Here is a 26,659-nt window from a genome sequence, read left to right as displayed (position 1 = left end):
CAAAAATAAATTATTAGTTTATATAATTTTTAATAGTGTCAATAAGGTTATAATATCTTTATTTAGAGAACATATTAATGATAAAAAAGCATATCCCATCTTTATTACAAAATCACTTATTGAAAAAAAGAACATCGATGAAAAATAAAAGAATCAGAAATAACCATATAAACAAAAATAGTTTATTTATTAATATTTGATTGTCACCAAAATATATTTATTGTGATATTTATCTATCTCAAATATTAAAAAAAACATTACAAAAGTGCTAAATCTATACTTTATCTTAGTGAAATTGTTATCGTAAATTTAGAGATATTTTTTCTTCCCTCACATTAGATGCAAATATAAAAACGAACAAATGCTACCCTAATAATATTCAGCAGGGTGAAATGCATACAAGAAAACCAACTATCGTTGTAAAGATAGATGATAGAGAGGTTAAAATCATTCCCCTTCACCTCAAAAAAACCTAAAGATTTAGATGTTAACTCTTCTATTTTTAAATTATCGGATGAGTCAATAAAGAGTATTTGTGACCTTGCAAAAAAAGAAACCTATACTTTATGCGATATAATACAAACTGTCTGTGTAACAAGAATACTTCCTCCTTTGTTTAAATTAAAAGGTTACAAACAATATTATAGAAATGAAAATTATCGATTATCTATTTATCGCAATGATAAGAGATTATTAGATAAAGGATTAGCTTTATCTATATCAAAAATTAAAATATATCTAGAGTTGGAAGAATTAAAAATCAATACCAAAACAAGAGATTCAGAAATATATAAATTAAAAAATAGCTCATTCACATTAAAAGAGAGATATATGTATACCTCTGAAATTAATGCTTTACATATCGATGAGATTGATGAAGATGTTTTATTATAAAAGAGTTCCATTTTAAAATAATGTTACTCACATTTTTTAATTTGATAGTATTAATTCCTTGGTGAGGATAAAAGGGGCAGCAACCTTCCCCGCGACGCTGAAAAATTGCAATGCCAACAAATATAAAATGAAAAACTAAAAAACCACCGTAATGGTGGTTTTTTAGTTTTATATATTTAAGCGTAATAATTGTCTATTTTCATTCATTTTAAATTTATTATTACGCTCTTATTAACTTCTATATAACTTATTATTTTCTTATCAACTTTGCTGCTTTAAATCAAAAGTCACAGGAGCCGTAAATGAAATAGTTCCATTCACTAAACGGTGACTTTCTGGTGCAGGAAATGGCGATGCTCGTTTTATGGTATTTAGCGCTTCTTTATCTAAAATACGATTGCCAGATGACGTTTGTATGCTCACATCCAATAACTCTCCTTTTGCATTTAACAAAATAGAAAGTTGAGTAACCCCAGTTGCTTTAAAGCGTAAAGCAGCAGGTGGATAACGTCGATACATTTGAAGATGACTATGCACTAAACTTTCCCATCCCAGATGTCCACTTGCTGACACCGACGATAAGCTATTAAATTGAGCGCTACTGGCAGAGCTAGAGCCTGAAATCGGTGCACTGGTTGTCTCTGATGGTGCTTGAGAAACAGGCAGGTCATCTGGCACTTTCACCGCAACAGGTTTAGGCTTCACCACAGGTTTTACTTTTGGTTTTTCTGGGATACGTTCATAAGTACCCTGCTCAACAACAGGCATTTTAGGAACATCAAGCACTTCTTTTATTGGCTCTGGTTCTGTTTCTACAGGCTCAGAAACAGACATCATTTTTTCTGGCCCAATAGGTAGCTCTTTAACCTCAGCTTGTGCTAATTGGTACACGCCAAGATTCATCGTCATTGCTGGTGGTAAAATTCCATGCTGCTCATCTTTAGATGTTATCCAGCCAATTGTGGCAACCACCAGTGTTACATGAAACAAAATACTCGCGGTTAAACCACCAATAGAAAAAGACCCACGGCGTGGAAAAGTCGCCGACATACTACTCATAATTCTCGCCCCTGATTTTCTTTCTAATTAATTATAGGCATAATACAAACACAAATGATATTGCTTATTATTAATAAGCACATAAAAAATTAGCTTGATAATTATCATTATTTGTTCGTATGAGAAGCAGTAAGAGCTTATTATTTCACTCTTTTTTAGACACCAGAGATTATGGCTAGCGATAAATCATTGGCACAAAAAATTAGTTGTGCCTATCAATCGACCTATGGACAACTTGTACGTTTTTTCCACAAACGTACGGGTAATTACCATGATGCAGATGATTTGTCTCAAGATGTGTTTACACTATGGCTAAACCGAAAAGAACAAACCCCAGTGCAAGAACAGCGGGCTTTTCTATTTAAAATTGCCAATCATGTCTTGATTGACCATTGGAGAAAAAATCAAAAACAGAAAAATATTTATCAGGATGAATATGAATTAGACGATGCGGTTCAAAATTACACAACGGAACTTGATCCCGGATATGTACTCGAACATCAGCAACGTTTAAAACTACTTAGCGAAGCAATTGCCTCTTTGCCACCTCGGCGTAAAGAAGCTTTTGTGCTTTATCGTTTTGATGGATTATCCCAAAGCGAAATCGCTGAGCAAATGGAGATTTCAATCAGTATGGTTGAAAAGCATATTGCTGCTGCGCTATTACATTGCAAAAGATATGTCGATGCAGGACAGGAGAACCGCACGAATGATGAGTAAACCGGAATATACCATCCCGGAAAATAAATCTCACACAGATGAGGTATCAGACTCCCTTTCTTTAGGCTCTGATGATTATTTACTCAATGACTTAATTGATGAACAAGCCGCACTCTGGTTTACACGTCAACACAGTCAAAAACTAACGCCTCAGCAACGTCAAGAATTTAAACAGTGGATAGCAAATGATGCTCATCGACAAGCTTACCAAGCCATAGCTGAAGTTTGGCGTGGCTGTGAAGCCTTATCACGACCCATAATTCCTTTAGTTGAAAAAAGAAAACACTCAATTTGGCGCCCTTTAATTCATACTACAGCGACTTTATGTTTACTCATTATTTTGTATCTTCCCTATAGCCGTTTACCCGCATTATTGATGGATAACATGACGCTAGCCACCAGCAGCCAATCTAAAGAGATGACGCTCGCAGATGGCTCAAAGGTTTTTCTCGATAGAGAAACACAAGTTAGAGTGGCATATATTCAGCAAGAACGCCGTTTATGGTTAGATAAAGGACAAGCTTATTTTAAAGTTAAATCAAACCCTTACCGTCCATTTTATGTTCATGCTGATAACCGTCAAATTAAAGTCGTTGGTACCGAATTTGAAGTCAGTCGATATCAAAACAATCAAATTAATGTCGCAGTACATGAAGGTATTGTCGAAGTAAAAACCGCTGAAAAAGCATCGCCAGCCTATTTATATGCAGGCTCTCAAGCAATAAGTAAATCAGCAGGAGATACGTTGGCTATCAGCACAATTAATATTGATTCTGTTGGTAGTTGGCGTTTTGGACAACTTCATTTCTTCGAACAACCTCTCTATGAAGTCATCACCAAACTCAAGCCTTATCTTGATATTAACATTCAAATTTCCTCACCTGAAATTGCTAAAATGAAAGTCTCTGGCGTTGCTAATATTAACGACGCGAAAAGCTTTATTACCGCAATTCCACTGATATTGCCGGTTAACGTTGTTTTTAGTGATAAAAATAATGCGTTAATTATCAATAAGTAAAAAGAAAAATGAAAAATATTCCTTTTTACAGGTGAGGATAATTCTCATTTCACCCTCATCTCTAATAACAACAATTATTAAGTTAGTGAATGGGATTGGTGAAATGAGTATGAATAACAAAAAAAGGATCCTACAGAGATCTTTACTAGCATTGCTAATGAGTACCACCATCGTTGCGCCTTGCGCTTATGCATCTACCGTTTCTGTGGCTTTGCCAGAACAATCTTTGGCAGATTCACTCAGCACTATTGCCAAGCAAGGGCAAGTGCAAATCTTATTTGATGCCAATGCAATTAAAAATCTACGTGCTCCAGCACTTTCGGGTCAGTTTGAAACTCAAACGGCGCTACAAAAGCTTTTGATCGGCAGTGGTATGGAAATTATTCCACAAGGAAGTGGATTTGTTATTCGTCCTTTAGCAACGACTAACACGATTATTATTCCTGAAGTTCAGGTCACAGGAGTGGGTAGCACTTATCACCCTTCTACTGACGTAGTATCAGCACCGCAATACATCTCAGCGGAAGAGATAAAACAACGAAATACGGGCGATGGTAACGTTACTGATTTACTAAAAAGTAACCCCGCAGTGCAGTTTTCAAATAACGACAGCACTTCAATGAATCAGGGTGAAATTAAACCTTCTCGTATTTCTATTCATGGTTCGAGTAGCTACCAAAACTCCTACAAACTTGATGGCGTCAGTTTTAACAATGATTTTGACCCAGCAAATTCAGGTTTAGGTGAAACCAATACTAAAATTTCTAGTGATGAACAAGGGATGTACCTTGATAGCCGCTTAATTGACAGCGTAACGGTTTACGATAACAACATTCCGGTTGAATTTGGTGGTTTTACAGGCGGTACTGTGGAAGTTCAGAGCCGTCGTTGGTCTGGTGAAACCCATGGTAATGCTTACTACCGCACCACTCGCTCAAGTTGGAATAACATTTTTACCGATCCAAAACTTAATTTTGATACTGCTAATAACGATTACAGCAACCCAGCTCGTTTTCAGAAAAAATACGATAAACAAAACTTTGGTGGCTGGTTTGAAACAGGTTTAACGGAAAATACCGGGCTGATTTTTTCTGCATCTCGTCGAGAATCAACAATTCCGATGATGGTGAGTGCTGAAGGTGGGATCATACATACTCCTGATGGCGAATTAGAACAAATTGAGCAAACACCACATTATCGTGATCAAACTCGTACTTCAGATAACTACTTTTTAAAATATTCTTGGAATATCTCAGAAAAACAAACCTTTGATTTATCAAGTAATATTGCCCGTTATAATAGCTATTTATTCTCAAGTTCTGTTTATAACTCAGGTTATGATAATGAACACAACGGATTAAGTTTTACTGCGCTTTATAAGCACCAACTTGATTTAGGAACATTAGAATTAACAGCAAGTTATCAAGATCTCGAAGATAGACGTACTAGTGATCAAAACTATTTTATCATTCTAAAAGACTACACCGATTGGCAACACCCAGAACAAATTAGTAGTGGTGGTCAAGGCGACCTGAAGAGTACTCAAAAAACCTATAGCGCCAAAAGTGTAATGCGCTTTGATCCCGTTGAATGGGGAGCAGTGAGCCACCAACCGACAGCTGGATTTGAAATCAGCCGTACTAAAGGCGCATATATTCGTGATAAAGATTATTACAGCTATAGCTATTCTGGTTCTACATGGAACGATGAATGGATGGGTTCGTTAACACAAACAACTCGTTATCTTTCAGGCACCCATGATGCAACTTACACCAATTACTCTATTTATCTTGACGATAATATTCAATATAAGCGTTTAACCTTGCGTCCTGGTGTACGTTTAGATCGTGATGATTTTGTTCAAAAAAATAACATCTCACCACGACTCAGCGGCACTTATGATATTTGGGGAACAGGCAAAACATTAGCTATTGGTGGTGTTAACCGCTATTACGGCCGTTCAATGCTTACCTATGCACTTTATGGTGCGCAAAATGCGGGCTTACAACATTGCTATATGGATTGCTCGGATAATGCTTGGTTTAATCGAACTGACTTTGATGGAGTGGATTCATTAAAAACACCTTATAACGATGAAATTACCTTAGGGTTACAGCAAGAAATCGCATCTACTACATGGCGCTTACAGTATGTTCATCGTGAAGGTCGTGACGAAGTTCGTAGTGATACCAAGTATCCAGATGCAAACACCCCTGAAGCACTGAACATTCGTGAATTTAACAACCGAGGACGCAGTTCTCACGATACCGTGACTTTATCTGTTAAAAATACTCAACCTTGGGAATTAGCAGATGCATACCATATTTTTGATGCATCATTAAGCTGGCAACAAAGTAAAACCAACACACCAAAAGACTCAGGTTACGCTCAATTCGATCCTAATACACAAAATGTTAACTACAACAAAGTGTTGTATAACGGACAGCTAATTAACGCCAAAGACTTACCATCTGGTAATTTTAACTCACCATTTAAAGTAACGGCTGAACTGACCAGTGTTTGGGATGATTGGAATGTAACTTGGTATAACCGCTTACAATGGAATAGCTGGCGTACACAAGCAGAAAAAACCAATAACGGTGCCCCTGTTAACACCTCTGAAGGTTATGTTTATGCCTATAAAAAACAAAAATTTAGCAGCCGCTTTACTTGGGATACCAAAGCAAGCTGGAAACCTGAATTTGCCTACGGTGTAGGGGTTTCAGTTGAAGTGAACAACGTGCTAAACACCAAGAACGTTGCTGATCACTTAACCTATCAGAATATCGAGTACAAATCTTATGAACCAGGCCGTCAATTCTGGCTAATGGTGAATTACGACTATTAATAAATTGACGAAGTTAATGTGAGCAACCAAGTCGATAAACAATAAAAATATGACCAATAAGCAATGAAAACAATAAAACAATTTTTCTATTTAGTTTCACCTTTTTGGGGGCGGCGTGCCGCCCTTTCCTGCTGGTTTCTGTTGATTGTATCACTCACGTTAACCCTTTCATCTGTATGGTTTAACGTCAAAATGAATGAATGGAATGGAAGCTTTTATAACGCATTACAGCAACTCGATGGACAAGCGTTATATAAACTTCTTCAGCAATTCGTGTTGATTATTGCCGGTTTAATTACTGTGGTCGTTATGGGCGATTATTTACGCCAAAAAATGATCATTCGCTGGCGTGAAGGGATGACAGAACAAGTCCTCAATCGTTGGTTATCTAAAAACAGTAAACACTATATGCTGAGACTAACCTCTCAAGAGCCTGATAACCCGGATCAACGTATTGCAGAAGATATTCGTTTACTCATTGAATCGACAATGCGTTTAACAGTAACTTTTTTACACTCGTTACTCACGCTTATCTCTTTTGCTACCATTTTATGGTCTTTATCGGGTGCCATTTCATTCTCATTAGGTGGCAGTGAATGGACAGTGCCCGGCTATATGTTCTGGGCTTGTATCATTTACACCATTATTGGTATTACTGTTACACAACTTATTGGTTCGCCACTACGTAAAATCAATATGGATAAACAACGTAAAGAGGCTGACTATCGTACAGCACTAATCACTCGTAAACAGCATGGTGATGCAATTGCAGGTCAGCGTGGTGAAAGTAGTGATCGCAACGAACTTATGGGCCGCTTTTTAGGGGTTATTCGTAACTGGAATAGCCTTATTCGTTATGAAAGAAACTTGTCATTTTTTACTGTGGGCTATCAACAAGCAACAGCAATGGCACCGATTATTTTTGCCTTACCAAAATTCCTAGCTGGCGAATTAATGCTAGGTGGTTTAATGCAATTAAGGCAAGCATTTGCCAGTGTTGCAGGTGCATTAAGCTGGTTTATTTTCTCTTATAAAGAGATTGCGGCATGGCAAGCCACTGTTACTCGTTTATATAACTTTGTGGTGCTACTAGAACATGATCATGAACCACAAGTCAGTGAGCTAAACGACACTAAAACGCGATTAAAAGCCAATCTTTCATTATTTATGCAAGATGAAAGCTTATTAATTAAAGATATCAATATCACTGTAAATGCAGGCGAACTCGCAGTGATTGAAGGTTGTTCTGGTTTAGGTAAATCAACTCTATTAAGAGCATTAAGCGGCCATTGGCCTTATTTTAAAGGTGATATAGCACGCTCAGCCAATATCAGTTGGATCCCACAACGAATGTATCTTCCCCATTCTCGTTTAGATAGTTTACTTGCTTACCCTTGTCAGACTAATCAGTTTACTCAACAAGAGTATCAACACGCACTCCAATTAGTGGGATTAGATAAGATCAAAAATCAGCTATCTCTTGAAACAGATTGGACGACTCGATTATCTGGTGGTGAACAGCAGCGCCTTATTTTTGCGCGTTTATTACTCAACAAACCTGATTTAATTTTATTAGATGAAACCACATCAGCACTTGATGAACAAAATGCTCTCATGATGCTGCAAAGGTTAAAACAACACTTACCTCATGCGGGTATTGCACTTGTTAGTCACCAACGATTCACCCATGCAATTGCAGATAATGTGATTTCACTGAAAGCACCAACAGCATCCACCTCTCAATCTGCTGGAGTTAGCGAATATGTCTCGTAATCTACTGATAATCTCTATCAGTCTTTCACTGTTAGGGTGCGCTGCTGGCGCGCCTTCTCAACAAAATAATAATGCGCTATCACTGCGCCCCGATGTTCGCCATTTTACCCTCGATAATGGGTTAGATGTCTATTTACTACAACGCGCACAAACTGGCGTAGAGATGCGTCTGTTAGTGAAAAGCGGTTCAGTACAAGAAGATGAAAAACAGCTTGGTTTTTCTCATTTTACTGAACATATGGCATTTAAAGGTACAACCCATTTTCCTGGCACTACTGGCTTTAAACAATTAGAAAGTTTAGGTATGAAACTAGGTAGCCATGTTAACGCCGCAACCAGTTTAAATGCGACAACCTATAAACTTTCGCTGCCCAATGCAAATCCCGTGCAAATTAAAACGGGATTAAAAATCTTATCCGATTGGGCTTTTGAAATGACATTTGATCCCGCCGAGTTTGATAAAGAGCGTCCGGTTATTGTTGAAGAGTGGCGTTTACGCCAAGGTATCGGTTTTCGTATTAATCGCCAATTAGAAGAACTCCGTTATTACGGTAGCCGCTATCTTTCTCGTGATCCGATAGGTGATCTTAATATCGTAAAACAAGGCGATGTGAAAGATGCTAAACGCTATTACGATACATGGTATCAACCTGAAAGAATGGCGTTAGTGTTGGTGGGGAATTTTAACCAAGGTGATGCTATTGCTGATATTAAACAGCTATTTAACGCTAAGAACAGTGAAAATAAAGGTATTGATGATCCGTCATGGCACAACTTTATCGATCATAAAGATTTGTTAGTTAAAACTATCTTCGATAAAGAACAAGGCTCACGTATTTTACAGTTTAGTTTGCAACGCACATTGCCTGCCCCATTAAACAGCCGCCAAGGCCAATATGAAGATTTAATGGATTCACTATGGTTATCCATTTTAAATCAACGTTTTTCAACCATCGTTGATAATGGTTTAATTGCATCTGTCAGTGCTAACACCCAAGGTGCAATGCTAGATCCACGCCGTTCACAACAACTAATGATTGCTCATCCAAAAGGTAGCGATTATCAAGGCGCGTTAGATATTTTATTCACTGAAGTTCAACGTTTAGCCTCTGTGCCTGTTTCTCAAGAAGAGTTAGATAACGCACGTAATGCGATGTTAAAACGTTTAAGTCAGCAAGCTGCGGGTGAAGAGCGCTATGAACATGATTATTTAGCCAATCAAATCACCACTGCTATTGAATTAGACATGCCTATTCAAACTAAAAAGCAGATGCTGAATTTAAGCTATCAATTAATCAATAAAGTTACCCCAGAAACGCTGGCTGATTACTTTGCTCAATATCTGAAACAAGCGTCTCCACGTGTTGCTGTTATTGGCCCAGACAATGATTCGGCTCTATTTAATGCCACACAAGCAACACAACGCTGGCAAGAAATTAGGCAATCAAATCCCGGCGCCTTCAATTTAAAAACACAAGCCGTTACCTTAGATATCACCCCTGAATTAACAGGATCTATTGTTTCAACTCAATCATTACCGATAGAAAAAACTCAAGAGTGGACACTAAGTAACAACGTTAAAGTGATTGTAAAAAATGATAATTATCTCACAGATAATATTCAGGTTTCATTGCGTATTCCGGGTGGTACTTCACTTGAGACAAAACAGAGCTTAGGTATGGTGCAATGGGCGTTAAAATTACCAGAGGTCAGCGGGTATGGTAATTACAACGCTAGAGAGTTATCACTCTTTACTAAGCAGCATCAAATTAGTTTACGTCCTTATAGCGAACTGTTATTTCACGGTTTTCGTGGCGAAGCACCGATTGATGAATTAGAAACCTTGCTCACATTGATGCATCTAAAAATTACCGCGCCACAATTTAATGGGGAAAAATTAGAGCAACAAAAACAAGCGATGGCACTAGGCCTTTCTAAAACACCTGTAGAGCGCACTTTCTTAGATAACATTAATAAAGAGAGTTACCAAAATGGTGAACGCTTAGTCGTCTCGCCTCAAGGCGCTTGGAATCAATTTACAGCTCAACAACTACAACAAACCAACCAAATGATTTTAGGACAACCTGCTGATATGACTTTGGTTATCAGTGGGCCTGTAAATCTTAACCAAGTGAAGCCATTAATCGAACGCTGGATTGCAAGCCTTCCGCTACGTTCATCACAACGTCTTTTCTGGGCTGATCCTGCCGTTAACCCGAAACTCACTTCATTTAGCAAAACCTACCCTATCGCAAGTAGTGATAAGAGTATGATCAGCATTCAATATGCTGCGCCTGCGCAATGGTCACAACAGCAAGTGTTAGCACTTAATTTGCTTGATACGGTTGTTAGTCAACGTCTACGTTTAAATCTGCGCGAACGTGCGGGTGGAATTTACTCTCTTAGCTTTTCTGAAATGTTAACCAAAGTGCCAACTAGCTACTATACTGGCCGTTTAAACTTTACTGCCTCACCAGAGCGTGCTGATGAACTTATCGCGCTTGCTCGCAAGGTTATCAGTGAAATAAAACAATCAGGTATTACAGATAAAGAGTTACAAGAAGCGAAAAATATGTGGCTAACAGAGAACTCACAAGTTAATGACAGTGCGAGTTATTGGACTGATGCGCTGGCACAAGTGGCAACCGATGATCAGCAATATCAGCGTTTATTAACGGATCCTACGGTAATCAAAGCACTAAGTGTAAACGACATTAACCAAGTTGCTCGCCAATGGTTAGGTGAAAATGAGAAAATATTTAAATTGACACCCGCTAACCAAAAATAAAGATAACCGACTCATTTTTAATAAGTCCTTTTAATCTCTATAAAAAACGCCCAGTCATTCTGTGAACTGGGCGTTTATTCATCTAATTTAACTAAGTTATAATAAACTAATTCAATTTTATTGATTATTAATAATATTAATCTTTTCGTACGGCGAAGCGACCACTACCTAAAAACATCACGGCAATGGCGGCAAATAAATAAAACCCTGCACTTTCAGGTGCCCATCCACCTGTTTTAGGATTTAACGCAAATAAATCGCCAGAATGAACCATTAGCACCGCAACAAACATTGTGCCTGCTAATACAAAAGCTGAAACTCGCGTAAATAGACCAATTATCAATAAAATAGGCGCAACAACCTCGCCAATTACGGTACCGTAAGCAATAAAAGCAGGTAGATTAAAGCTCGCCAACATACCTTGAATACCAGCTAATCCACCGGGCTCCATTTTATGGATCCCATGCAGCAGCATTAAAACACCAAGAGAAACACGTAATATAAACTTACCTAAGTCAGGATGGTTAACGAGCTGATTAAATTTATTAATCATAGATTCTCCAAAATCAAGGAATTGATGTGTGTTATAAATACGTAATAATAGGTATTAACCATTATATGATGAAAATTTATGAATAAGTGTGATTTTTATTATCATTCTTTGTTCTGATTAATCGGTTACTTAGATTATTATCTATTAGCAATCCACAATTCACCTTTTCCATGATTAAGATCACAACTTATTAACATAATGAACTCTTAATCGCAAAGTTCTCGTTATGCTATAGATATCTCATCTGACCAGTATAAGAAAGGTATCTGATGGCACACTATCCTCATCTGTTTGCACCCCTTGATTTGGGGTTTACTGTACTTAAAAATCGCGTACTTATGGGCTCTATGCACACAGGCTTAGAAGAAGATCCCAAAGATGCACCTAAACTTGCACAGTTTTATGCTCAACGCGCTGCCGCGGGTGTTGCCTTAATTGTTACTGGTGGCATATCACCAAATACCCAAGGGGTTTTATTACCTCACGCCGCGACACTGGTTTCAGAACAACAGCTAGCTACGCATAAAATAGTGACTGAAGCGGTACATCGTCATGGGGGAAAAATTGCCCTGCAGATTTTGCATACTGGTCGCTATAGCTATCAACCAAAACTTGTTGCACCCAGTGCTATTCAATCCCCGATAACACCTTTTATGCCTCAAGCAATGAGCCATGAACAAATTGAACAAACTATTGATGATTACATTCGTTGTGCCCAATTAGCACAACAAGCGGGCTACGATGGCGTTGAAATCATGGGGTCTGAAGGTTATTTAATTAATCAGTTTTTAGTTAGTCATACTAATCAACGAAGCGATCAATGGGGTGGCAATATCGAAAATCGTTGTCGTTTTGCACTGCGTATTCTTGAAGGTGTAAAACAAGCTGTAGGTGAAAAATTTATTATTATTTACCGCCTTTCTATGTTGGATTTAATTAAAGAAGGCGCTGATGCAACTGAAGTACTTTATCTAGCAAAAGCGGTAGAAAAAGCAGGCGCAACTATAATTAATACGGGGATTGGTTGGCATGAAGCACGAATTCCAACTATCGCAACAATGGTACCAAGAGGGCAATTTGCTAATGTCACCAAGCAATTAATGGGAAAGCTCAATATTCCACTCATTACCTCCAATCGTATTAATACACCACAAGTAGCTGAAGCTATTTTAGCTGAAGGCTGTGCCGATATGGTATCTATGGCTCGCCCTTTCCTTGCGGATGCTGAATTTATATTAAAAGCACAGCAAGGAAGAGAAGATGAGATAAATACCTGTATTGCCTGCAATCAAGCCTGTCTTGACCAAATATTCTCAGGGAAAGTTGCCTCTTGTTTAGTCAATCCTTTTGCATGTCGAGAAACTGAGCTTTTAATTATTCCAACCACACAACCGAAAAAACTTGCCGTTGTTGGTGCAGGCCCCGCAGGACTTGCTTTTGCTATTACAGCAACACAACGGGGGCACCATGTCACACTGTTTGAAAAAGAAGAAAAAATTGGTGGACAGCTAAAAATAGCAAGTCAAATACCGGGTAAAGAGGAGTTTCAAGAAACCTTACGTTACTTCAAACGTCAACTTCAATTAACTGGTGTTATCGTTAAAAATAATACTGAAGCAACACTTAATCATCTTGAAAATTTTGATGAAATTATCTTAGCCAGTGGTGTTACTCCTCATCTCCCTGATATTGAGGGCAGAGATAAACCGTTAGTAAAAACCTATCTTGATGTACTTAAATCTCATCAGCCAACGGGTGATAATGTCATTATTATTGGAAGCGGTGGTATAGGTTTTGATACTGGATTATATCTTAGCCAAAAAGGGCAATGCAGTAGCTTAAGTCCATGTGCCTTTTATAAAGAATGGGGAATTGATCCGACACTTTCTTATCGTGGAGGATTAACACCAGAAAAACCTTCACATGAAGCACGCAAAAATATAGTTATGACACAGCGTAAAGAAGGAAAAATAGGCCTAAGTCTAGGAAAAACCACAGGCTGGATACACCGCTTAACACTACAGAAAAAAGGTGTGAAATTCATCACCCATTGCCAATATCGAAAAATAACCAATGAAGGCTTAATTGTTGAACACGAAGGAAAACAACAACTTATTCCTGCTGACACTATTATTTTATGTACTGGACAACGTGCTTATCACCCTCTGCTTTCTGTTTTAGAAACAGCACAAAGAAAGGTACATCTTATTGGCGGCGCAAAAGATGCCAGCGCATTAGATGCAAGACGAGCAATTCGACAAGGTACTGAATTAGCTATTGCTATTTAGTTAGCTAAGCTCGCTGCAAAAGAAACCCCACATTGCAAAACAATGTGGGGTTCTCGTTTTTTATTAATTATTATTTTTACTGCTTTCCTGTCTACCCTTTTTCTTTTTACTGCTACTTATTTTTACCCATCATTTTTTTCTGTTAATGGATTATCGATAATACGATTATCTTCAGCGATACATGCCGCAGCGGTAAAAAGGACGTCTGTTGATGAGTTAAGTGCTGTTTCTGCTGAATCTTGTAACACTCCAATCATCACACCTACAGCAACAACTTGCATTGCAACATCATTGCTGATACCAAACATGCTACATGCCAATGGAATTAACAGTAAAGAACCACCAGCAACTCCAGATGCACCACATGCACAAATTGCCGCAACTAAACTTAATAACAGCGCTGTAGGTAAATCAACCGGCATCCCCAGAGTATTAACTGCAGCTAATGTTAAAATAGTAATAGTGATTGCAGCCCCCCCCATATTAATGGTTGCACCAAGTGGAATCGAAACTGAATAAGTGTCTTCATCTAAATTCATACGACGACACATCGCCATATTCACAGGAATATTTGCGGCTGAACTACGCGTAAAGAATGCAGTAACACCACTTTCACGTAAGCAGGCAAAAACCAATGGATAAGGATTGCTGCGGATTTTCCAAAATACGATGACTGGGTTAACAACTAACGCAACGAAGAACATACAACCAATCAATACAACCAGAACTTGAGCATATCCAGCTAAAACTTCAAAGCCTGTTGTTGCAATAGTTGATGAAACTAAACCAAAGATCCCAATAGGTGCTAAGCGAATAACCACTCGCACTAGGTTAGTCACCGCATCAGCTAAATCTTGAACAAGAACTTTAGTATTATCATTAGCATGGCGTAATGTGATGCCTAAACCGATAGACCATGCCAAAATACCCATATAGTTACCGTTAATTAAAGCATCTACAGGGTTAGCTACCACATTAATTAATACGCCTTTTAGTACTTCAGCTATATTTTCAGGTGGTGTCAATTGTGATTCATTCACTACCAACGTTAAAACAGATGGAAACATAAAACTTGCTACTACCGCTGTTAATGCAGCAAAGAAGGTTGCCAAAAGATATAGTACTAGCACAGGACGTATATTTGATTTTTGCCCTTGACGATGATTGGCAATTGACGCCATAACCAGTACCCAAACAAGGATAGGGGCAACAGCTTTCAATGCACTAATAAATAAGCTACCTAATAAACTCATCATTTTAGCAATATCAGGTGCTAACCAAGCGAGTAAGATCCCTGCAACTAAACCGACAAGTATTTGTTTGACGAGGCTCCCCTGAAAAAACAGGCTGAAGACTCTGGATTGTTGTTTATCCATAGTTATTCCATTACTTAAAATAATATTTAAAAAAGCAATATGTGTGTTTGCATTGCCAGTATAAGGAATTGAAGCGTGCTGAAAAGCTGATTATGCAAAATATACAGCATTAACCGTTATTGTTAACAATAAAATAACATATATGTGATCATAATAGGGTTTTGTTCTTTTTAGCATACCATATGCAAATGAAAGAAATTATTATTATCAGTAAGTTATCTAACATTCCATCAGTTGGTATTTTTACTACTAATTATCTGATTTACTTTAAATACTATTTGAAGATATTTTTTATTAACATAATAACTAACATCAATAGGTATAAAAGAACAAAAAATAAGCTATTGAGCTAAGTTTAAAACTGAGAAAATGTTTTATTTTCATTCTCTGATTTAGCCAAATCTTCGTTATCCATTCATTTAAATAACGAAATGATTTTCATCATTTCGTTATTTCATAATCTTAAGGTTAGCTATTTAAAATAATGTATCCTGAACTCAAAAAGAGAATGAGTGTCTATTTCTAAATATTCAATACCAATGAATGGGTTGTATAAAGAAATGATGAAAAAATTTTCTGTCTAGTTTTTACTGATTTTGTTAGAGTGTTTCTGTTTTAAACAATTAAAAATAGACCCTACGATGTGGAAAACGGGTAAAGGGTGTTACACCACCCCTCGGTTTTATATTTACCCCCAAATGACTCAGTTTTAGGAAGCCTTTTATATGGAAATCGTAAGAGAGCTGTTTTTGGCGCTTTGGCACCAAGATTACGAAACCCTCGCTAATCCGTCATTAATATGGATTATCTATATATTATTATTCACCATACTATTCCTAGAAAACGGAGTATTACCCGCTGCTTTCTTACCAGGAGATAGCTTATTAATTTTAGTGGGTGTGTTGATTGCTAAAGGAACGATGGATTTTCCATTAACCTTACTTATTCTTACCGCAGGAGCCAGTCTGGGTTGCTGGTTAGGTTATCTTCAAGGACGGTGGTTGGGAAATACCAGATTAGTACAAAGTTGGCTATCACATTTACCAGAACATTATCACCAACGTGCTCATGGACTTTTTCACCGCCACGGTTTAGCGGCATTATTAGTTGGTCGTTTTTTAGCCTTTGTAAGAACGCTATTACCAACCATCGCGGGTCTTGCTGGATTAAACAATACACGCTTTCAGATCTTTAATTGGTTAAGTGGTTTTTTATGGGTGGGTATATTAACAAGCCTTGGTTATCTATTAGGCAACAGCCCGCTATTTCGCCAATATGAGCATCATTTGATGAATATTCTTATGTTGTTGCCTGTTTTCTTATTAGTGATGGGCTTAATTGGCAGCATTTGGGTGGTAATTAAAAAGAAAGGAAAGCAGAGTAAACTTTAGAGAGTTTTACTTATTCTTTTGCTGATTTATCCATTATTAATCACACAGCAGATAAAATATAAAAATGTAAACTAGCCTGTTTTATTTTATAGAACAGGCTGTTATTTTTGTTTTCATTGTACGTCTGCTTATATTATCTCTTCACAATCTACATAAATGATTTCTACCGTAACTTTCGCATTAAGATTTTTCTCTATTATATCGAAATAAGTCACTATTTTATTTTATAAATGTACAATAGTGGTCTATGGTTATAAATATACCATCACATTTCTATTAAGGAGTTGCATATGTCTCATCAACGTTCAAGTGAAGACCTGCGTAGTGAATTGAAATCTCTTGCTGATACTCTAGAAGAAGTACTGAACTCCTCAACTGATAAATCCAAAGAAGAGTTACAAAGCTTACGAGAAAAAGCAGAATCTGCATTAAAAGGCTCTCGTGCAAAACTCAGTGATGCTGGACGTGAGTTAGTTGATAATACCAAAGAAATGGCTGGTAAAGCTGATAACTATGTGCGTGAAAATCCATGGACAGGTATCGGTATCGGTGCTGCAGTTGGTGTTGTTCTTGGTGTTTTACTCGCTAAACGTTAATACACCATGAGTGAATCTCAACGACCACAGGGCCCCGCATCAGGGGTTCTGACTTCTATAAGCCGTATAGGCACTATCGTTATTGGAATGATAGAAACTCGCTTAAGCTTAATTGCGGTTGAATTAGAAGAAGAAAAAACTACACTAATCCAGCTTATTTTAATGGCTGGAATAACCCTTCTGCTTACTGCATTTGGCTTAATGAGCCTACTTATTCTTATCTTTTGGGTCATTGATCCAGAATATCGAATTTATGCTTTAGCAATTACAACTGCTGTACTGCTTATTGGTGCCTTAATTGGGGCGATCATGACATTGAGAAAGTCACGTAATTCCACTTTATTAGGCGATACTCGTCAGCAACTTGAATTAGATAAGCGCCTTTTGGAGCAATATCATGATGAGCAAACCAAGTAAGAACAGCATATTAGCAAGACGCAAAAAGCTGTTGTTGAATAAAATTCAGCAGCAGCGCTCTGATTTAGGGCAAAGCACCCAAGTGTGGCTGGATGTGACGGAACCTTATGATAAAGCATGGCGAATATTGATTTCTTTAAAACCAGCATTATTAATTGGTGCCAGTCTTGTTTCTCTTTATAGCATAAAACACTCAAGTAAAATCATACAGTTAGGAAGACGTACTCTTGGTGCAATTGGCCTAATTCGAACCATTCAAAAGTCCTTCAAAAAAAACCCAGATTGAACATCAATTTTTTTGTTTAAGAATGTTAATTCTTCTTAATATCCTCTTTTATCAATTAACACTATTGTATACCTCACAACCTAGTAGTGGTTATTAAATCTAAAAATAGAAAAATAACCGCCGAAAATACAATACAAATCGATATACATTGCGAATATATAGAGTTTAATTAGGAATAAACAACATGAAAAAATTTGAAGACATTGCCTTATTAATTGCCCGTATTTTAATGCCTATTTTATTTATTAGCGCAGGCTACGGAAAAATTGAAGCTTATGAAGGTACACAACAATATATGCAAGCAATGGGTGTTCCTGGCTTCTTATTACCGTTAACTATCTTACTAGAATTAGGCGGTGGTCTTGCAATCTTGTTCGGTTTTTTAACTCGTACTACAGCTATCTTTACCAGCGTATTTACTATTTTAACGGCTTTGCTATTCCATAGTAATTTTGCTGAAGGTATGAATCAGTTAATGTTTATGAAAAACTTAACTATCGCAGGTGGATATTTACTCTTCGTCGTAACCGGCCCTGGTAAATGGAGCTTAGATCGCGTTTTAAATAAAAACTGGTAATCTCACCAACGAATAAAAAGAAAAAGATCCCTTAGGGGATCTTTTTTTATGCTTCACAAATAAAACATAAAGATTTTCTTATTGCTTATGACTATTTTTTGTCATTTGCAAAGAGTTTAGGAATTTCACGTAAACACCATGATTTAGCTTCACCCATACTATCTCTTCGCCACGCCATAATAATGTTGTTTTCATGATGATATTCAGGACCGACAACACGTAATCGCCCCGCTTTAATATCGTCTTCAATTAAATCATAAGGCATTGTGGCAACACCTAATCCCGCAATTAATGCTCGGCGTTTATCTTCAATAGAGCTGACTGTTAAACGTCGCTGTTTATCTAATAATAAAACCGTTAATACCGGACGTTCTCTTGCGGTATCTGCTATTGCTATTCCGCGATATTTTAAGCGAGTTTCTTCTGCCAGCGGTTCCGGTTCATCATGAATAGGGTGATCAGGGCTTGCTACATAAACACTAACCGTGTTGTAGAGCGGACGAAAATTAATTTCTGACGAAGTGCGAAAATGCATATCAGGTGAGATGACAATATCACATTTACCACTTTCTAAACTTTCCCATGCTCCCGCTAATACTTCCGTGACTAATGAAAGTTGAGTATTTGATTTTTCAGCTAATTTTTCAACTAATGGGAACAGTCGAGAGGCCGGTGTTAATGCTTCACAAACAATAGTGATATGCGGTTCCCAACCTCTGGCTAAAGCTTCAGCATCAGAAGTCAGTTTATCTGCAGCCTCTAATAAGATCCGCCCTCTATCAAGCAACATTCTGCCTACATTGGTAAATTTTGTTCTATGCCCTGAACGGTCAAAAAGAACAACATCTAAATCTTCTTCTAACTTTTGCATGGTATAACTGAGCGCTGAAGGAACGCGACTCAGTTCATCAGCAGCAGCTGCAAAACTCCCTCTACGATCAATGGCATCCATTACTCGTAAAGATTCCAACGTAATTGCTTTGTCTTTACTCATTGTACTTATCTCTATCAAATAATTTGATTATAGGCACCAGATTAACTTGCTAACAATGCGCAGTCCATATCTCTATGATGATATTATTGATTATTTAATAGAAATGTACCGCTATGATAAAATACAGAACAGCACAGCAGTGTGGCAAAGCGGACTATGGCTGGCTACAAGCTCGCTACACATTCTCTTTTGGCCACTATTTTGATCCTCATTATTTAGACTACGGCACGCTGCGAGTGCTAAACCAAGAAGTACTTGCACCTAACTCTGAATTTAAAGCAAAAACCTACCCTCATGTTGATGTGGTTAATTTAATACTCAGAGGTGAAGCAACTTATCTTGATAATATGGGGCGCACAGTAACGGCAAAAGAAAATGAGTGCTTACTTATTTCACCTCATAACACCGAAACCTATATTGAAAAAAATAGTAGTTTAGATACGCCACTTACTCGAATTCAGCTTTGGTTAAATGCATGTCCTCAACAAGAGAGCTTAGCAACTCAAAAATTAGTATTAGATAAGCAAGCAAAATATCAACTATTAGCATCCCCTACAGGGGATAATAATAGTTTGATGTTAAGGCAAAATATTTGGCTATATCACATCAACTTGCAATTTGGTGATGAAATTACACTGCCAATAAAAGGACAAAAAGGTTATTTACAATCAATAAAAGGTGGCGTTAATTTACATACCGCCTCACAAGAGGAAGGGCAAATTCAGTGTGGTGATGCAGCTTTTATACAAGAAAGCGATACCATGACACTTTACTGCCAACATGGATCTTTTCGTGGATTATTTATTGATATCATTTCATAACGACTTAAAAACAGAAAACCCTCAAAACACATTGTGCTTTGAGGGTTTTTAATGAGGTGAGTTGACCGTTAAGCCGGGTTCTGTCGTGGACAACCATTCATCTAGGCCAGAACTTGCGCGCTGGCTCCAGCAACCTACCCGGGTTCAATGCGGGCCGCACCATAAGAACCCCTATTTGGTCTTGCTCCGGGTGGAGTTTACCTTGCCACAAACTGTTACCAGCTGTGCGGTGCGCTCTTACCGCACCCTTTCACCCTTACCTGATCCTGTAAACAGGCCATCGGCGGTTTACTCTCTGCTGCACTTGTCGTAGGCTCGCGCCTCCCAGACGTTATCTGGCACCCTGCCCTGTGGAGCCCGGACTTTCCTCCCCTCTATCCGTCTCCCCCGAAGGGACAACGATAAAGCAGCGGTTGTCTAGTCAACTCAGGGGGCGGATTATAAGGACTTTCCTTGATAATGTATAGTACAAGAGACTAAAAAATCTTACTCCTCGTTTTGAGCTTCACCGTTTTGCTCAATAACATGTTTATATAGTGCATTTTTCTTCACACCATAAATTTCAGCAGTAACAGCCGCCGCTTTCTTTAGTGGCAACTCTTTTTGTAAAATGGCTAAAGTACGCAGTACTTCTGGTGCAAATTGGTCACTTTCGGTTTTTTGATAACCTTCAACAATCAGCACCATTTCACCTTTACGACGGTTTTCATCTTCAAGTACCCAGTTAAGTAACTCTCCTACTGGCATACCTTGAATAGTTTCCCATGTTTTTGTAAGCTCTCTCGCTAATACTACATAGCGGTTTTCACCCCAAACGGTCACCATATCCGCTAAACTATCTAACAACCTGTGGGTTGATTCGTAAAAAATAAGGGTACGAGGCTCTTCCATTAAATCGCGTAAGCAATCTTGGCGGCTTTTCGTTTTCGCTGGTAAAAAACCTTCGTAACAAAAGCGATCAGAAGGAAGACCCGCAGCTGATAATGCGGTTACAGCAGCACAAGCGCCAGGTAATGGCACTACATTTATACCGTTTTTGCGGCACTGGTTGACTAAATGATAGCCTGGATCGTTAATTAATGGTGTACCTGCATCAGAGACTAATGCGATACTTAGCCCTTGTTGCAATTTGCTAATTAATTGATCTGCTTTTTGCTGTTCATTATGATCATGTAACGCAAACAAACGTGCGTTAATGGCAAAGTGCTGTAATAAGAGCCCGGTATGACGGGTATCTTCTGCAGCAATTAAATCGACATGAGACAGCACATCAAGTGCCCGCTGGGTGATATCGCCCAGATTACCAATAGGTGTGGGTACTATGTACAGTGTGGATGTCGTTACCGCTGCTCGATTAGGTTGATTCATTGTTTATTCCGAATGACCGATTTAAAATTGAGCATAATTATAAAACATCACTGGGTACAGTATGCTTTCCTCAATTTTTGTGCGTTTTAAAACAGGTTTATCCTATACTGCGATACTTTCTGCCCTGATTATGTCAGGTTGTACCCTTACGGGGCAACAAGAACAACCTCTTGATCCTGTGAGAAAAGCAGAATTGGAGATGCGTCAGCTGCAGAAAGTCATCGAGGATTCTCAAGGTCAGGCATCTTTAGATGTTATCCGCGCCTATATTGGATTAGAACCACTAATAACTGATCCTACACTTCATCAGCAAAATATCGATGATACTTGGCTAACACTGACAAAATTGACACCAGAGCAACGCCAAGCTGTGGTCATTAAAGCTGATGAAAATATTCTGCAAGGCTGGTTAGACTTACTCAATACTTATGAATATAACCGAGAAGATACAGATAAACTTTCCAAAGCAGTTCGTGAATGGCAAACTCGCTACCCTCGCAATCCAGCGGCATTAACGCTTCCTGCAGCATTGTTACGTCTTTCACAGCCCTCTGTTAGCACCAGTAGTCAAATTGCATTATTACTGCCATTAACAGGACAAGCTAAAGTTTTTGGTGAAGCAATTCAACAAGGTTTTCTTGATGCTCAAAGCGGTTTACCACAGCCTCCAGCAATGCCAGAAACAAAAGCTGAACCTAAAGAAGATAGCCTTGCGTCAATCTTAGAAGAGTTAGGCATCAACAATGCTGAAACCCCATCAGCCGATACAGACTCAACCAAAGAACCAACAGAAAATAGCGAAACTAGCCAAAATAAAGAAACTGAAGCTATTGAAGCCAACTATACCGTTCAACTTGATCCTATTGCCCAAAATAGCCGCCAAGTCATTGTGTATGATACAAATAGCCAACCCATTGATGTACTTTTGAAAAAAGTGCAACAAGATGGAGCTAATTTAATTGTTGGCCCGCTATTAAAACCTGAAGTGATGAAAACCATTGAGCTGCAAAGTGGTATTCCGGTTTTAGCATTAAATGAATTAGATACGGTACCTGCTGCGACCACAGTTTGTTTCTTCTCGCTTTCGCCAGAAGATGAAACACGTAATGCGGCACAGCATTTACGTCAACAGCAAAAATCTAATCCATTAATTATTGTTCCTAGCAATAAATTTGGTCAGAGAATGGCGCAAACTTTTGCAGATGAATGGCAACGCACCGGTGGTGGTACAGTTTTACAACAAAGCTTTGGCTCGCTTGAAACACTGAAATCATCGATTAACCGTGGTGTTGGTATTCGCATGACAGGAACACCGGTGTTGCCAACAGAAAATGCACCATTACCATTAGACAGTCAATCTCTTCCATCAACAGATGGTGCTATTGACTCTGTCTATATTATTGCCACCAGCGATGAATTAACCTTGATTAAGCCAATGATTGATATGGCGATTAGTACGAAAAAACGCCCACCTATTTATGTGAGCTCGCGTAGTAATCAAGGAGGAACTGGCCCTGATTTTCGCATGGAAATGGATGGTATTCAGTTTAGTGATATCCCATTAATGACTGGTGCTAATTTGCCATTAATGCAAAAGGCATCCAGTAAATTTGCGAACGATTACTCATTAATGAGACTGTATGCAATGGGAATTGATGCATGGTCTTTAGCAAACAATTACAATGATCTGACCAAAGGAACATTACGTTTTAATGGTATTTCAGGTTCATTGCGTGTTGAAGATAACTGCACGATTTACCGACAACTACCTTGGATGCAGTTTAAACAAGGGAAAATAGAGCCGGTAGAACAATAATTACGCTGTGTACTATAGAACAAACCGCCTTTTCAGGCGGTTTGTTTATAAATAAATGAACGGTGCTTTAAACAAGGAATTCATGGATGACATTCCCTAAAAGTCCTTATTTTTTAGGACTGTACTATGAAAAAAGAGCATTAAAATACCTAAAAAAACAGGGATTAAAATTAATTGCTACTAATGTCCGATATCCCTGTGGCGAAATTGATCTTATTATGCAAGAACATCAAACATGGGTATTTGTTGAAGTTAGGTTCCGACGCAATACATCGTTTGGTGATGCAATGAGTTCGATTACTTATCCTAAACGGCGTCGTTTATGGCGTGCAGCAAGCTGTTGGTTAGCCCAACACCAAGAAAGTATCGAGACAGCAGATTGTCGTTTTGACATTTGTGCATTTAATCATCAAAAGTTAGTATGGTTAAAAAACATGCTCGAACATACGGAATTTATTCGTTAAATTAGATTATATAGGTCATAACGTGCTTGATAGAATAAAAGTCTGCTTTACTGAAAGCATTCAAACTCAAATTGCAGCAGCAGAAGCCTTGCCCGATGCCATTTCCAGAGCAGCAATGATGATGGTCCAATCTTTGCTTAATGGACATAAAATATTAAGCTGTGGAAATGGTAGTTCAGCCGCGACAGCTCAACGCTTTGCAGCCAGTATGATCCATCGATTCGAAACCGAGCGCCCAAGCCTGCCTGCCTTATCTTTAAATACAGACAGCGTAGTAATGACTGCAATTATGGGTAATCGACAACATGATGAGATTTATGCCAAGCAAGTACGAGCATTAGGGCAAGCTGGTGATGTACTTCTTGCTATTTCCACTCATGGTAACAGCAGAAGCATTATTAAGGCTGTTGAAGCAGCAGTAACGCGAGACATGACGATAGTAGCATTAACAGGTTATGACGGTGGTGAACTTGCTGGATTACTGGGACCTCAGGATGTTGAAATTCGTATTCCATCTCAGCGCACAGTTAGAATACAAGAAGTCCAGATGTTAACCGTAAATTGTCTATGCGATTTAATTGATAATACATTATTCCCACATCAGGATGACTAAGGAGTTACTATGAAATTGCTGCCTATTACTGCAGTGCTTTGCTCTGCACTTTTACTGCAAGGTTGTATTGGTGCTGCCGTTGTCGGCACTGCTGCTGTTGCCGGAAAAACAGCAACTGACCCACGTACATTAGGGCAACAAGTTGATGATGGTACATTAGAAGCGCGAGTTTCTGGTGCACTAAATAAAAATGAACAAATCAAAAAAAGTGATGCTCGTATTGTTGCAACAGCCTATGAAGGTAATATCTTGTTGACAGGACAATCTCCCGATATGTCTATTGCTGACACAGCAAAACAAGTCGCAAGTAAAGTAGAAGGCGTAAACAACGTTTACAACGAAATTCGTCAAGGAACACCCGTTACTCTAGGTACTGCCTCTTCAGATACTTGGTTAACAACTAAAGTACGTTCACAAATTTTAGGCAGTGATTCAGTGAAATCATCGTCTGTAAAAGTGATCACTGAAAATGGAGAAGTGTTCTTATTTGGCATATTAACGCGCCAAGAAGGTGCTGCGGTTGCTAAAATAGCCAGCGAAACAAAAGGTGTTGTAAAAGTCACAACGGCATTTACTTACTTAAATTAATCCGCTTGTGAGCTGCTAGTCTCTCATTCTATTCTGCCAGTGCTTATGATTATTCTCATGATCAGCACTGGCAGCCCACTACTTAATTAATACAAATAAATCAACGAGTTAACATGCCTTTATCGATAATGAAATCGATAATTGTCTCTAACCCTACTTTCTCTTTTAGATTAGTAAAAACATAAGGTTTCACAGGACGCATTCTTGCAGTATCTGCTTCCATTACTTCCAATGATGCACCAACATAAGGTGCCAAATCGATCTTGTTGATCACTAGCAGATCAGAATGAGTAATTCCCGGCCCACCTTTACGAGGGATCTTCTCACCTTCAGCAACATCAATCACGTAAATGGTTAAATCCGCTAACTCAGGGCTAAAAGTCGCACTTAAGTTGTCACCACCACTTTCAACGAAAACGATATCAAGGTTTTTATGGCGCATCGCCAGTTCTTCAACTGCCGCCAAATTCATTGATGCATCTTCCCGAATTGCCGTATGAGGGCATCCACCAGTTTCAACACCAATAATACGATCTGCATCTAACGCCTGAGCACGAGTTAAGATCTTCGCATCTTCTTGGGTATAGATATCATTAGTCACAACGGCAATTTGATAGGTATCACGCATTGCTTTACAAAGTACTTCTAACAGTGCGGTTTTTCCTGATCCAACAGGGCCACCAACACCAATACGCAGTGGTTGATTATATTCTTGCATTTGGGTTTCTCATGAACGAAAAAGTCTTGTGTATTGAGTTTCGTGACGACTACTTGCAATAATTTGCGCTGGTGTAAAACTACCGATATCTTCTCGCGGCCAATGGGCTGATTGCTCAATAATTTCTGGAATTCTCTCAGCCAAGGCGAATAACATTTTCTGCCCCGCACTTTGTCCTAGGGGGATCAATTTTACACCAGACATTACTGTATTTTCTAACCAGCCCCAAGCATAAGCACAACACAACTTTTCACTGCTGATATTCCACTCAATAGCGGCTAAAGCAAATGCCATTAGTTGTGTCTGTTTTACACAAGCCAGCAAAGTATCATCTAACTCAATACCTAATTGTGGTAATAAACGAGCAAAGGCAATGCCTCGCTGGCGTTCTTCTTGCCTTAGCTCTTTGGTTTCACGGCTAGCAACAATAAAATCGCACCAATATTTCACATCATCTCTATTGGCCACTAAAAGACTTTGCTGTAATCGCCGTAAAACGGGGAGTTCTAATGTTGCTAATGCACCCGTCATTTGCGCACTTAACCAATCAGACAGTGTTTCTGGTGAACTTACCCAGCCTTTTTCTATCGCCCACTCTAATCCTTGGGAATAAGTAAATGATCCCACAGGTAAAGAAGGACTTACTAATTGATATAAGCGCAGATCTGCAAGCATCAATATATTCCCTTAGTC

General features: G+C 38.5%; 24 protein-coding genes and 1 other RNA gene. 17 read left to right on the top strand and 8 right to left on the bottom strand.

Going from position 1 to position 26,659, the window contains the following annotated elements; genetic code table 11:
• Window positions 1-429: 429 nt before the first annotated feature.
• Window positions 430-894 carry a hypothetical protein gene (locus tag PH4a_RS09970; protein WP_129039483.1) on the top strand — a complete coding sequence of 155 codons (465 nt, stop codon included), beginning with the start codon at window positions 430-432 and terminating at the stop codon, window positions 892-894.
• Between the two features lie 261 nt (window positions 895-1,155).
• Here the strand turns inward: PH4a_RS09970 and PH4a_RS09965 are convergent, their stop codons facing one another.
• A complete protein-coding gene (locus tag PH4a_RS09965; RefSeq protein WP_129039481.1) occupies window positions 1,156-1,953 on the bottom strand; it encodes an energy transducer TonB in 798 nt (265 codons plus the stop codon).
• 171 nt (window positions 1,954-2,124) lie between these two features.
• On the opposite strand from PH4a_RS09965, the gene PH4a_RS09960 reads away from it, so the two are divergent.
• The 5 genes from PH4a_RS09960 to PH4a_RS09940 all read left to right on the top strand — a co-directional run bounded on the left by PH4a_RS09960 (window position 2,125) and on the right by PH4a_RS09940 (window position 11,100).
• Window positions 2,125-2,673, top strand: coding sequence for an RNA polymerase sigma factor (locus tag PH4a_RS09960; RefSeq protein WP_129039479.1), 549 nt, complete (start codon window positions 2,125-2,127; stop codon window positions 2,671-2,673).
• Entirely contained in the window at window positions 2,663-3,691 is a 1,029-nt protein-coding gene (locus tag PH4a_RS09955; RefSeq protein ID WP_244212872.1) for a FecR family protein, read from the top strand. Before PH4a_RS09960 ends, PH4a_RS09955 begins: the two co-directional genes overlap by 11 nt.
• 103 nt (window positions 3,692-3,794) lie before the next feature.
• The gene (locus tag PH4a_RS09950) at window positions 3,795-6,539 is read left to right on the top strand and encodes a TonB-dependent receptor (protein ID WP_129039477.1); all 2,745 of its coding nucleotides are present in this window, start codon (window positions 3,795-3,797) and stop codon (window positions 6,537-6,539) included.
• 63 nt (window positions 6,540-6,602) lie between these two features.
• Window positions 6,603-8,312, top strand: a complete 1,710-nt coding sequence (locus PH4a_RS09945) for an ABC transporter ATP-binding protein/permease (protein WP_129039474.1) — start codon at window positions 6,603-6,605, stop codon at window positions 8,310-8,312.
• Entirely contained in the window at window positions 8,302-11,100 is a 2,799-nt protein-coding gene (locus tag PH4a_RS09940; RefSeq protein WP_129039472.1) for a M16 family metallopeptidase, read from the top strand. The genes PH4a_RS09945 and PH4a_RS09940 overlap by 11 nt, the downstream gene beginning before the upstream one ends.
• 136 nt (window positions 11,101-11,236) lie before the next feature.
• Here PH4a_RS09940 and PH4a_RS09935 read toward each other — a convergent pair whose 3' ends face one another.
• Window positions 11,237-11,653, bottom strand: coding sequence for a DoxX family protein (locus PH4a_RS09935; RefSeq protein WP_129039470.1), 417 nt, complete (start codon window positions 11,651-11,653; stop codon window positions 11,237-11,239).
• Between the two features lie 269 nt (window positions 11,654-11,922).
• Here PH4a_RS09935 and PH4a_RS09930 point away from each other — a divergent pair, with 269 nt between their 5' ends.
• Entirely contained in the window at window positions 11,923-13,941 is a 2,019-nt protein-coding gene (locus tag PH4a_RS09930) for an NADPH-dependent 2,4-dienoyl-CoA reductase (RefSeq protein WP_129039468.1), read from the top strand.
• A 122-nt stretch (window positions 13,942-14,063) separates the two neighbouring features.
• On the opposite strand, the gene sstT is transcribed toward PH4a_RS09930, so the two are convergent.
• Window positions 14,064-15,317 carry a serine/threonine transporter SstT gene (gene sstT, locus PH4a_RS09925; RefSeq protein WP_129039466.1) on the bottom strand — a complete coding sequence of 418 codons (1,254 nt, stop codon included), beginning with the start codon at window positions 15,315-15,317 and terminating at the stop codon, window positions 14,064-14,066.
• A 725-nt stretch (window positions 15,318-16,042) separates the two neighbouring features.
• Here sstT and PH4a_RS09920 point away from each other — a divergent pair.
• The 5 genes from PH4a_RS09920 to PH4a_RS09900 all read left to right on the top strand — a co-directional run bounded on the left by PH4a_RS09920 (window position 16,043) and on the right by PH4a_RS09900 (window position 18,584).
• Window positions 16,043-16,708: a DedA family protein gene (locus tag PH4a_RS09920; RefSeq protein WP_064718921.1), complete on the top strand. Its 666-nt coding sequence runs from the start codon at window positions 16,043-16,045 to the stop codon at window positions 16,706-16,708.
• A gap of 290 nt (window positions 16,709-16,998) precedes the next feature.
• Window positions 16,999-17,304 (top strand): ElaB/YgaM/YqjD family protein, encoded by a 306-nt coding sequence (locus PH4a_RS09915; RefSeq protein WP_064718920.1) that lies wholly within the window; start codon window positions 16,999-17,001, stop codon window positions 17,302-17,304.
• Between the two features lie 6 nt (window positions 17,305-17,310).
• Window positions 17,311-17,721 carry a phage holin family protein gene (locus tag PH4a_RS09910; RefSeq protein WP_129039464.1) on the top strand — a complete coding sequence of 137 codons (411 nt, stop codon included), beginning with the start codon at window positions 17,311-17,313 and terminating at the stop codon, window positions 17,719-17,721.
• Complete coding sequence (locus tag PH4a_RS09905; RefSeq protein WP_244212871.1) at window positions 17,702-18,007, top strand: YqjK-like family protein; 306 nt, start codon at window positions 17,702-17,704, stop codon at window positions 18,005-18,007. Before PH4a_RS09910 ends, PH4a_RS09905 begins: the two co-directional genes overlap by 20 nt.
• A 184-nt stretch (window positions 18,008-18,191) precedes the next feature.
• Window positions 18,192-18,584 (top strand): DoxX family protein, encoded by a 393-nt coding sequence (locus PH4a_RS09900; protein ID WP_064718918.1) that lies wholly within the window; start codon window positions 18,192-18,194, stop codon window positions 18,582-18,584.
• A 91-nt stretch (window positions 18,585-18,675) separates the two neighbouring features.
• Here PH4a_RS09900 and PH4a_RS09895 read toward each other — a convergent pair whose 3' ends face one another.
• Complete coding sequence (locus PH4a_RS09895) at window positions 18,676-19,578, bottom strand: LysR family transcriptional regulator (protein ID WP_064718917.1); 903 nt, start codon at window positions 19,576-19,578, stop codon at window positions 18,676-18,678.
• A 113-nt stretch (window positions 19,579-19,691) separates the two neighbouring features.
• Here PH4a_RS09895 and PH4a_RS09890 point away from each other — a divergent pair, with 113 nt between their 5' ends.
• A complete protein-coding gene (locus PH4a_RS09890; RefSeq protein ID WP_129039462.1) occupies window positions 19,692-20,399 on the top strand; it encodes a pirin family protein in 708 nt (235 codons plus the stop codon).
• Window positions 20,400-20,452: 53 nt separating this feature from the next.
• Here the strand turns inward: PH4a_RS09890 and rnpB are convergent.
• Together rnpB and rsmI are read right to left on the bottom strand one after the other, a co-directional pair.
• Window positions 20,453-20,828: RNase P RNA component class A (rnpB, locus tag PH4a_RS09885), an RNA gene on the bottom strand.
• Window positions 20,829-20,885: 57 nt separating this feature from the next.
• On the bottom strand, window positions 20,886-21,767 hold the full coding sequence (gene rsmI / locus PH4a_RS09880) for a 16S rRNA (cytidine(1402)-2'-O)-methyltransferase (protein WP_129039460.1): 882 nt from the start codon (window positions 21,765-21,767) through the stop codon (window positions 20,886-20,888).
• Window positions 21,768-21,828: 61 nt separating this feature from the next.
• Here rsmI and PH4a_RS09875 point away from each other — a divergent pair, with 61 nt between their 5' ends.
• The 4 genes from PH4a_RS09875 to dolP all read left to right on the top strand — a co-directional run bounded on the left by PH4a_RS09875 (window position 21,829) and on the right by dolP (window position 25,248).
• Window positions 21,829-23,583: a penicillin-binding protein activator gene (locus tag PH4a_RS09875; RefSeq protein WP_129039458.1), complete on the top strand. Its 1,755-nt coding sequence runs from the start codon at window positions 21,829-21,831 to the stop codon at window positions 23,581-23,583.
• A gap of 86 nt (window positions 23,584-23,669) precedes the next feature.
• Window positions 23,670-24,047, top strand: a complete 378-nt coding sequence (locus tag PH4a_RS09870) for a YraN family protein (RefSeq protein WP_129039456.1) — start codon at window positions 23,670-23,672, stop codon at window positions 24,045-24,047.
• Between the two features lie 22 nt (window positions 24,048-24,069).
• On the top strand, window positions 24,070-24,660 hold the full coding sequence (diaA, locus tag PH4a_RS09865; RefSeq protein ID WP_064718913.1) for a DnaA initiator-associating protein DiaA: 591 nt from the start codon (window positions 24,070-24,072) through the stop codon (window positions 24,658-24,660).
• Between the two features lie 9 nt (window positions 24,661-24,669).
• Window positions 24,670-25,248: a division/outer membrane stress-associated lipid-binding lipoprotein gene (gene dolP, locus PH4a_RS09860; RefSeq protein ID WP_064718912.1), complete on the top strand. Its 579-nt coding sequence runs from the start codon at window positions 24,670-24,672 to the stop codon at window positions 25,246-25,248.
• 100 nt (window positions 25,249-25,348) lie between these two features.
• Here dolP and ureG read toward each other — a convergent pair whose 3' ends face one another.
• Both ureG and PH4a_RS09850 read right to left on the bottom strand, forming a co-directional pair.
• A complete protein-coding gene (gene ureG / locus PH4a_RS09855; RefSeq protein WP_064718911.1) occupies window positions 25,349-25,966 on the bottom strand; it encodes an urease accessory protein UreG in 618 nt (205 codons plus the stop codon).
• A 9-nt stretch (window positions 25,967-25,975) separates the two neighbouring features.
• Window positions 25,976-26,641 carry an urease accessory protein UreF gene (locus PH4a_RS09850; protein ID WP_129039454.1) on the bottom strand — a complete coding sequence of 222 codons (666 nt, stop codon included), beginning with the start codon at window positions 26,639-26,641 and terminating at the stop codon, window positions 25,976-25,978.
• Window positions 26,642-26,659: the final 18 nt, after the last annotated feature.

Source organism: Proteus hauseri (assembly GCF_004116975.1).
GTDB classification, from domain to species: Bacteria; Pseudomonadota; Gammaproteobacteria; order Enterobacterales; family Enterobacteriaceae; genus Proteus; species Proteus hauseri.
Note: the sequence above shows the minus strand (reverse complement) of the source record. Positions and strands in the feature narration are given on the sequence as shown.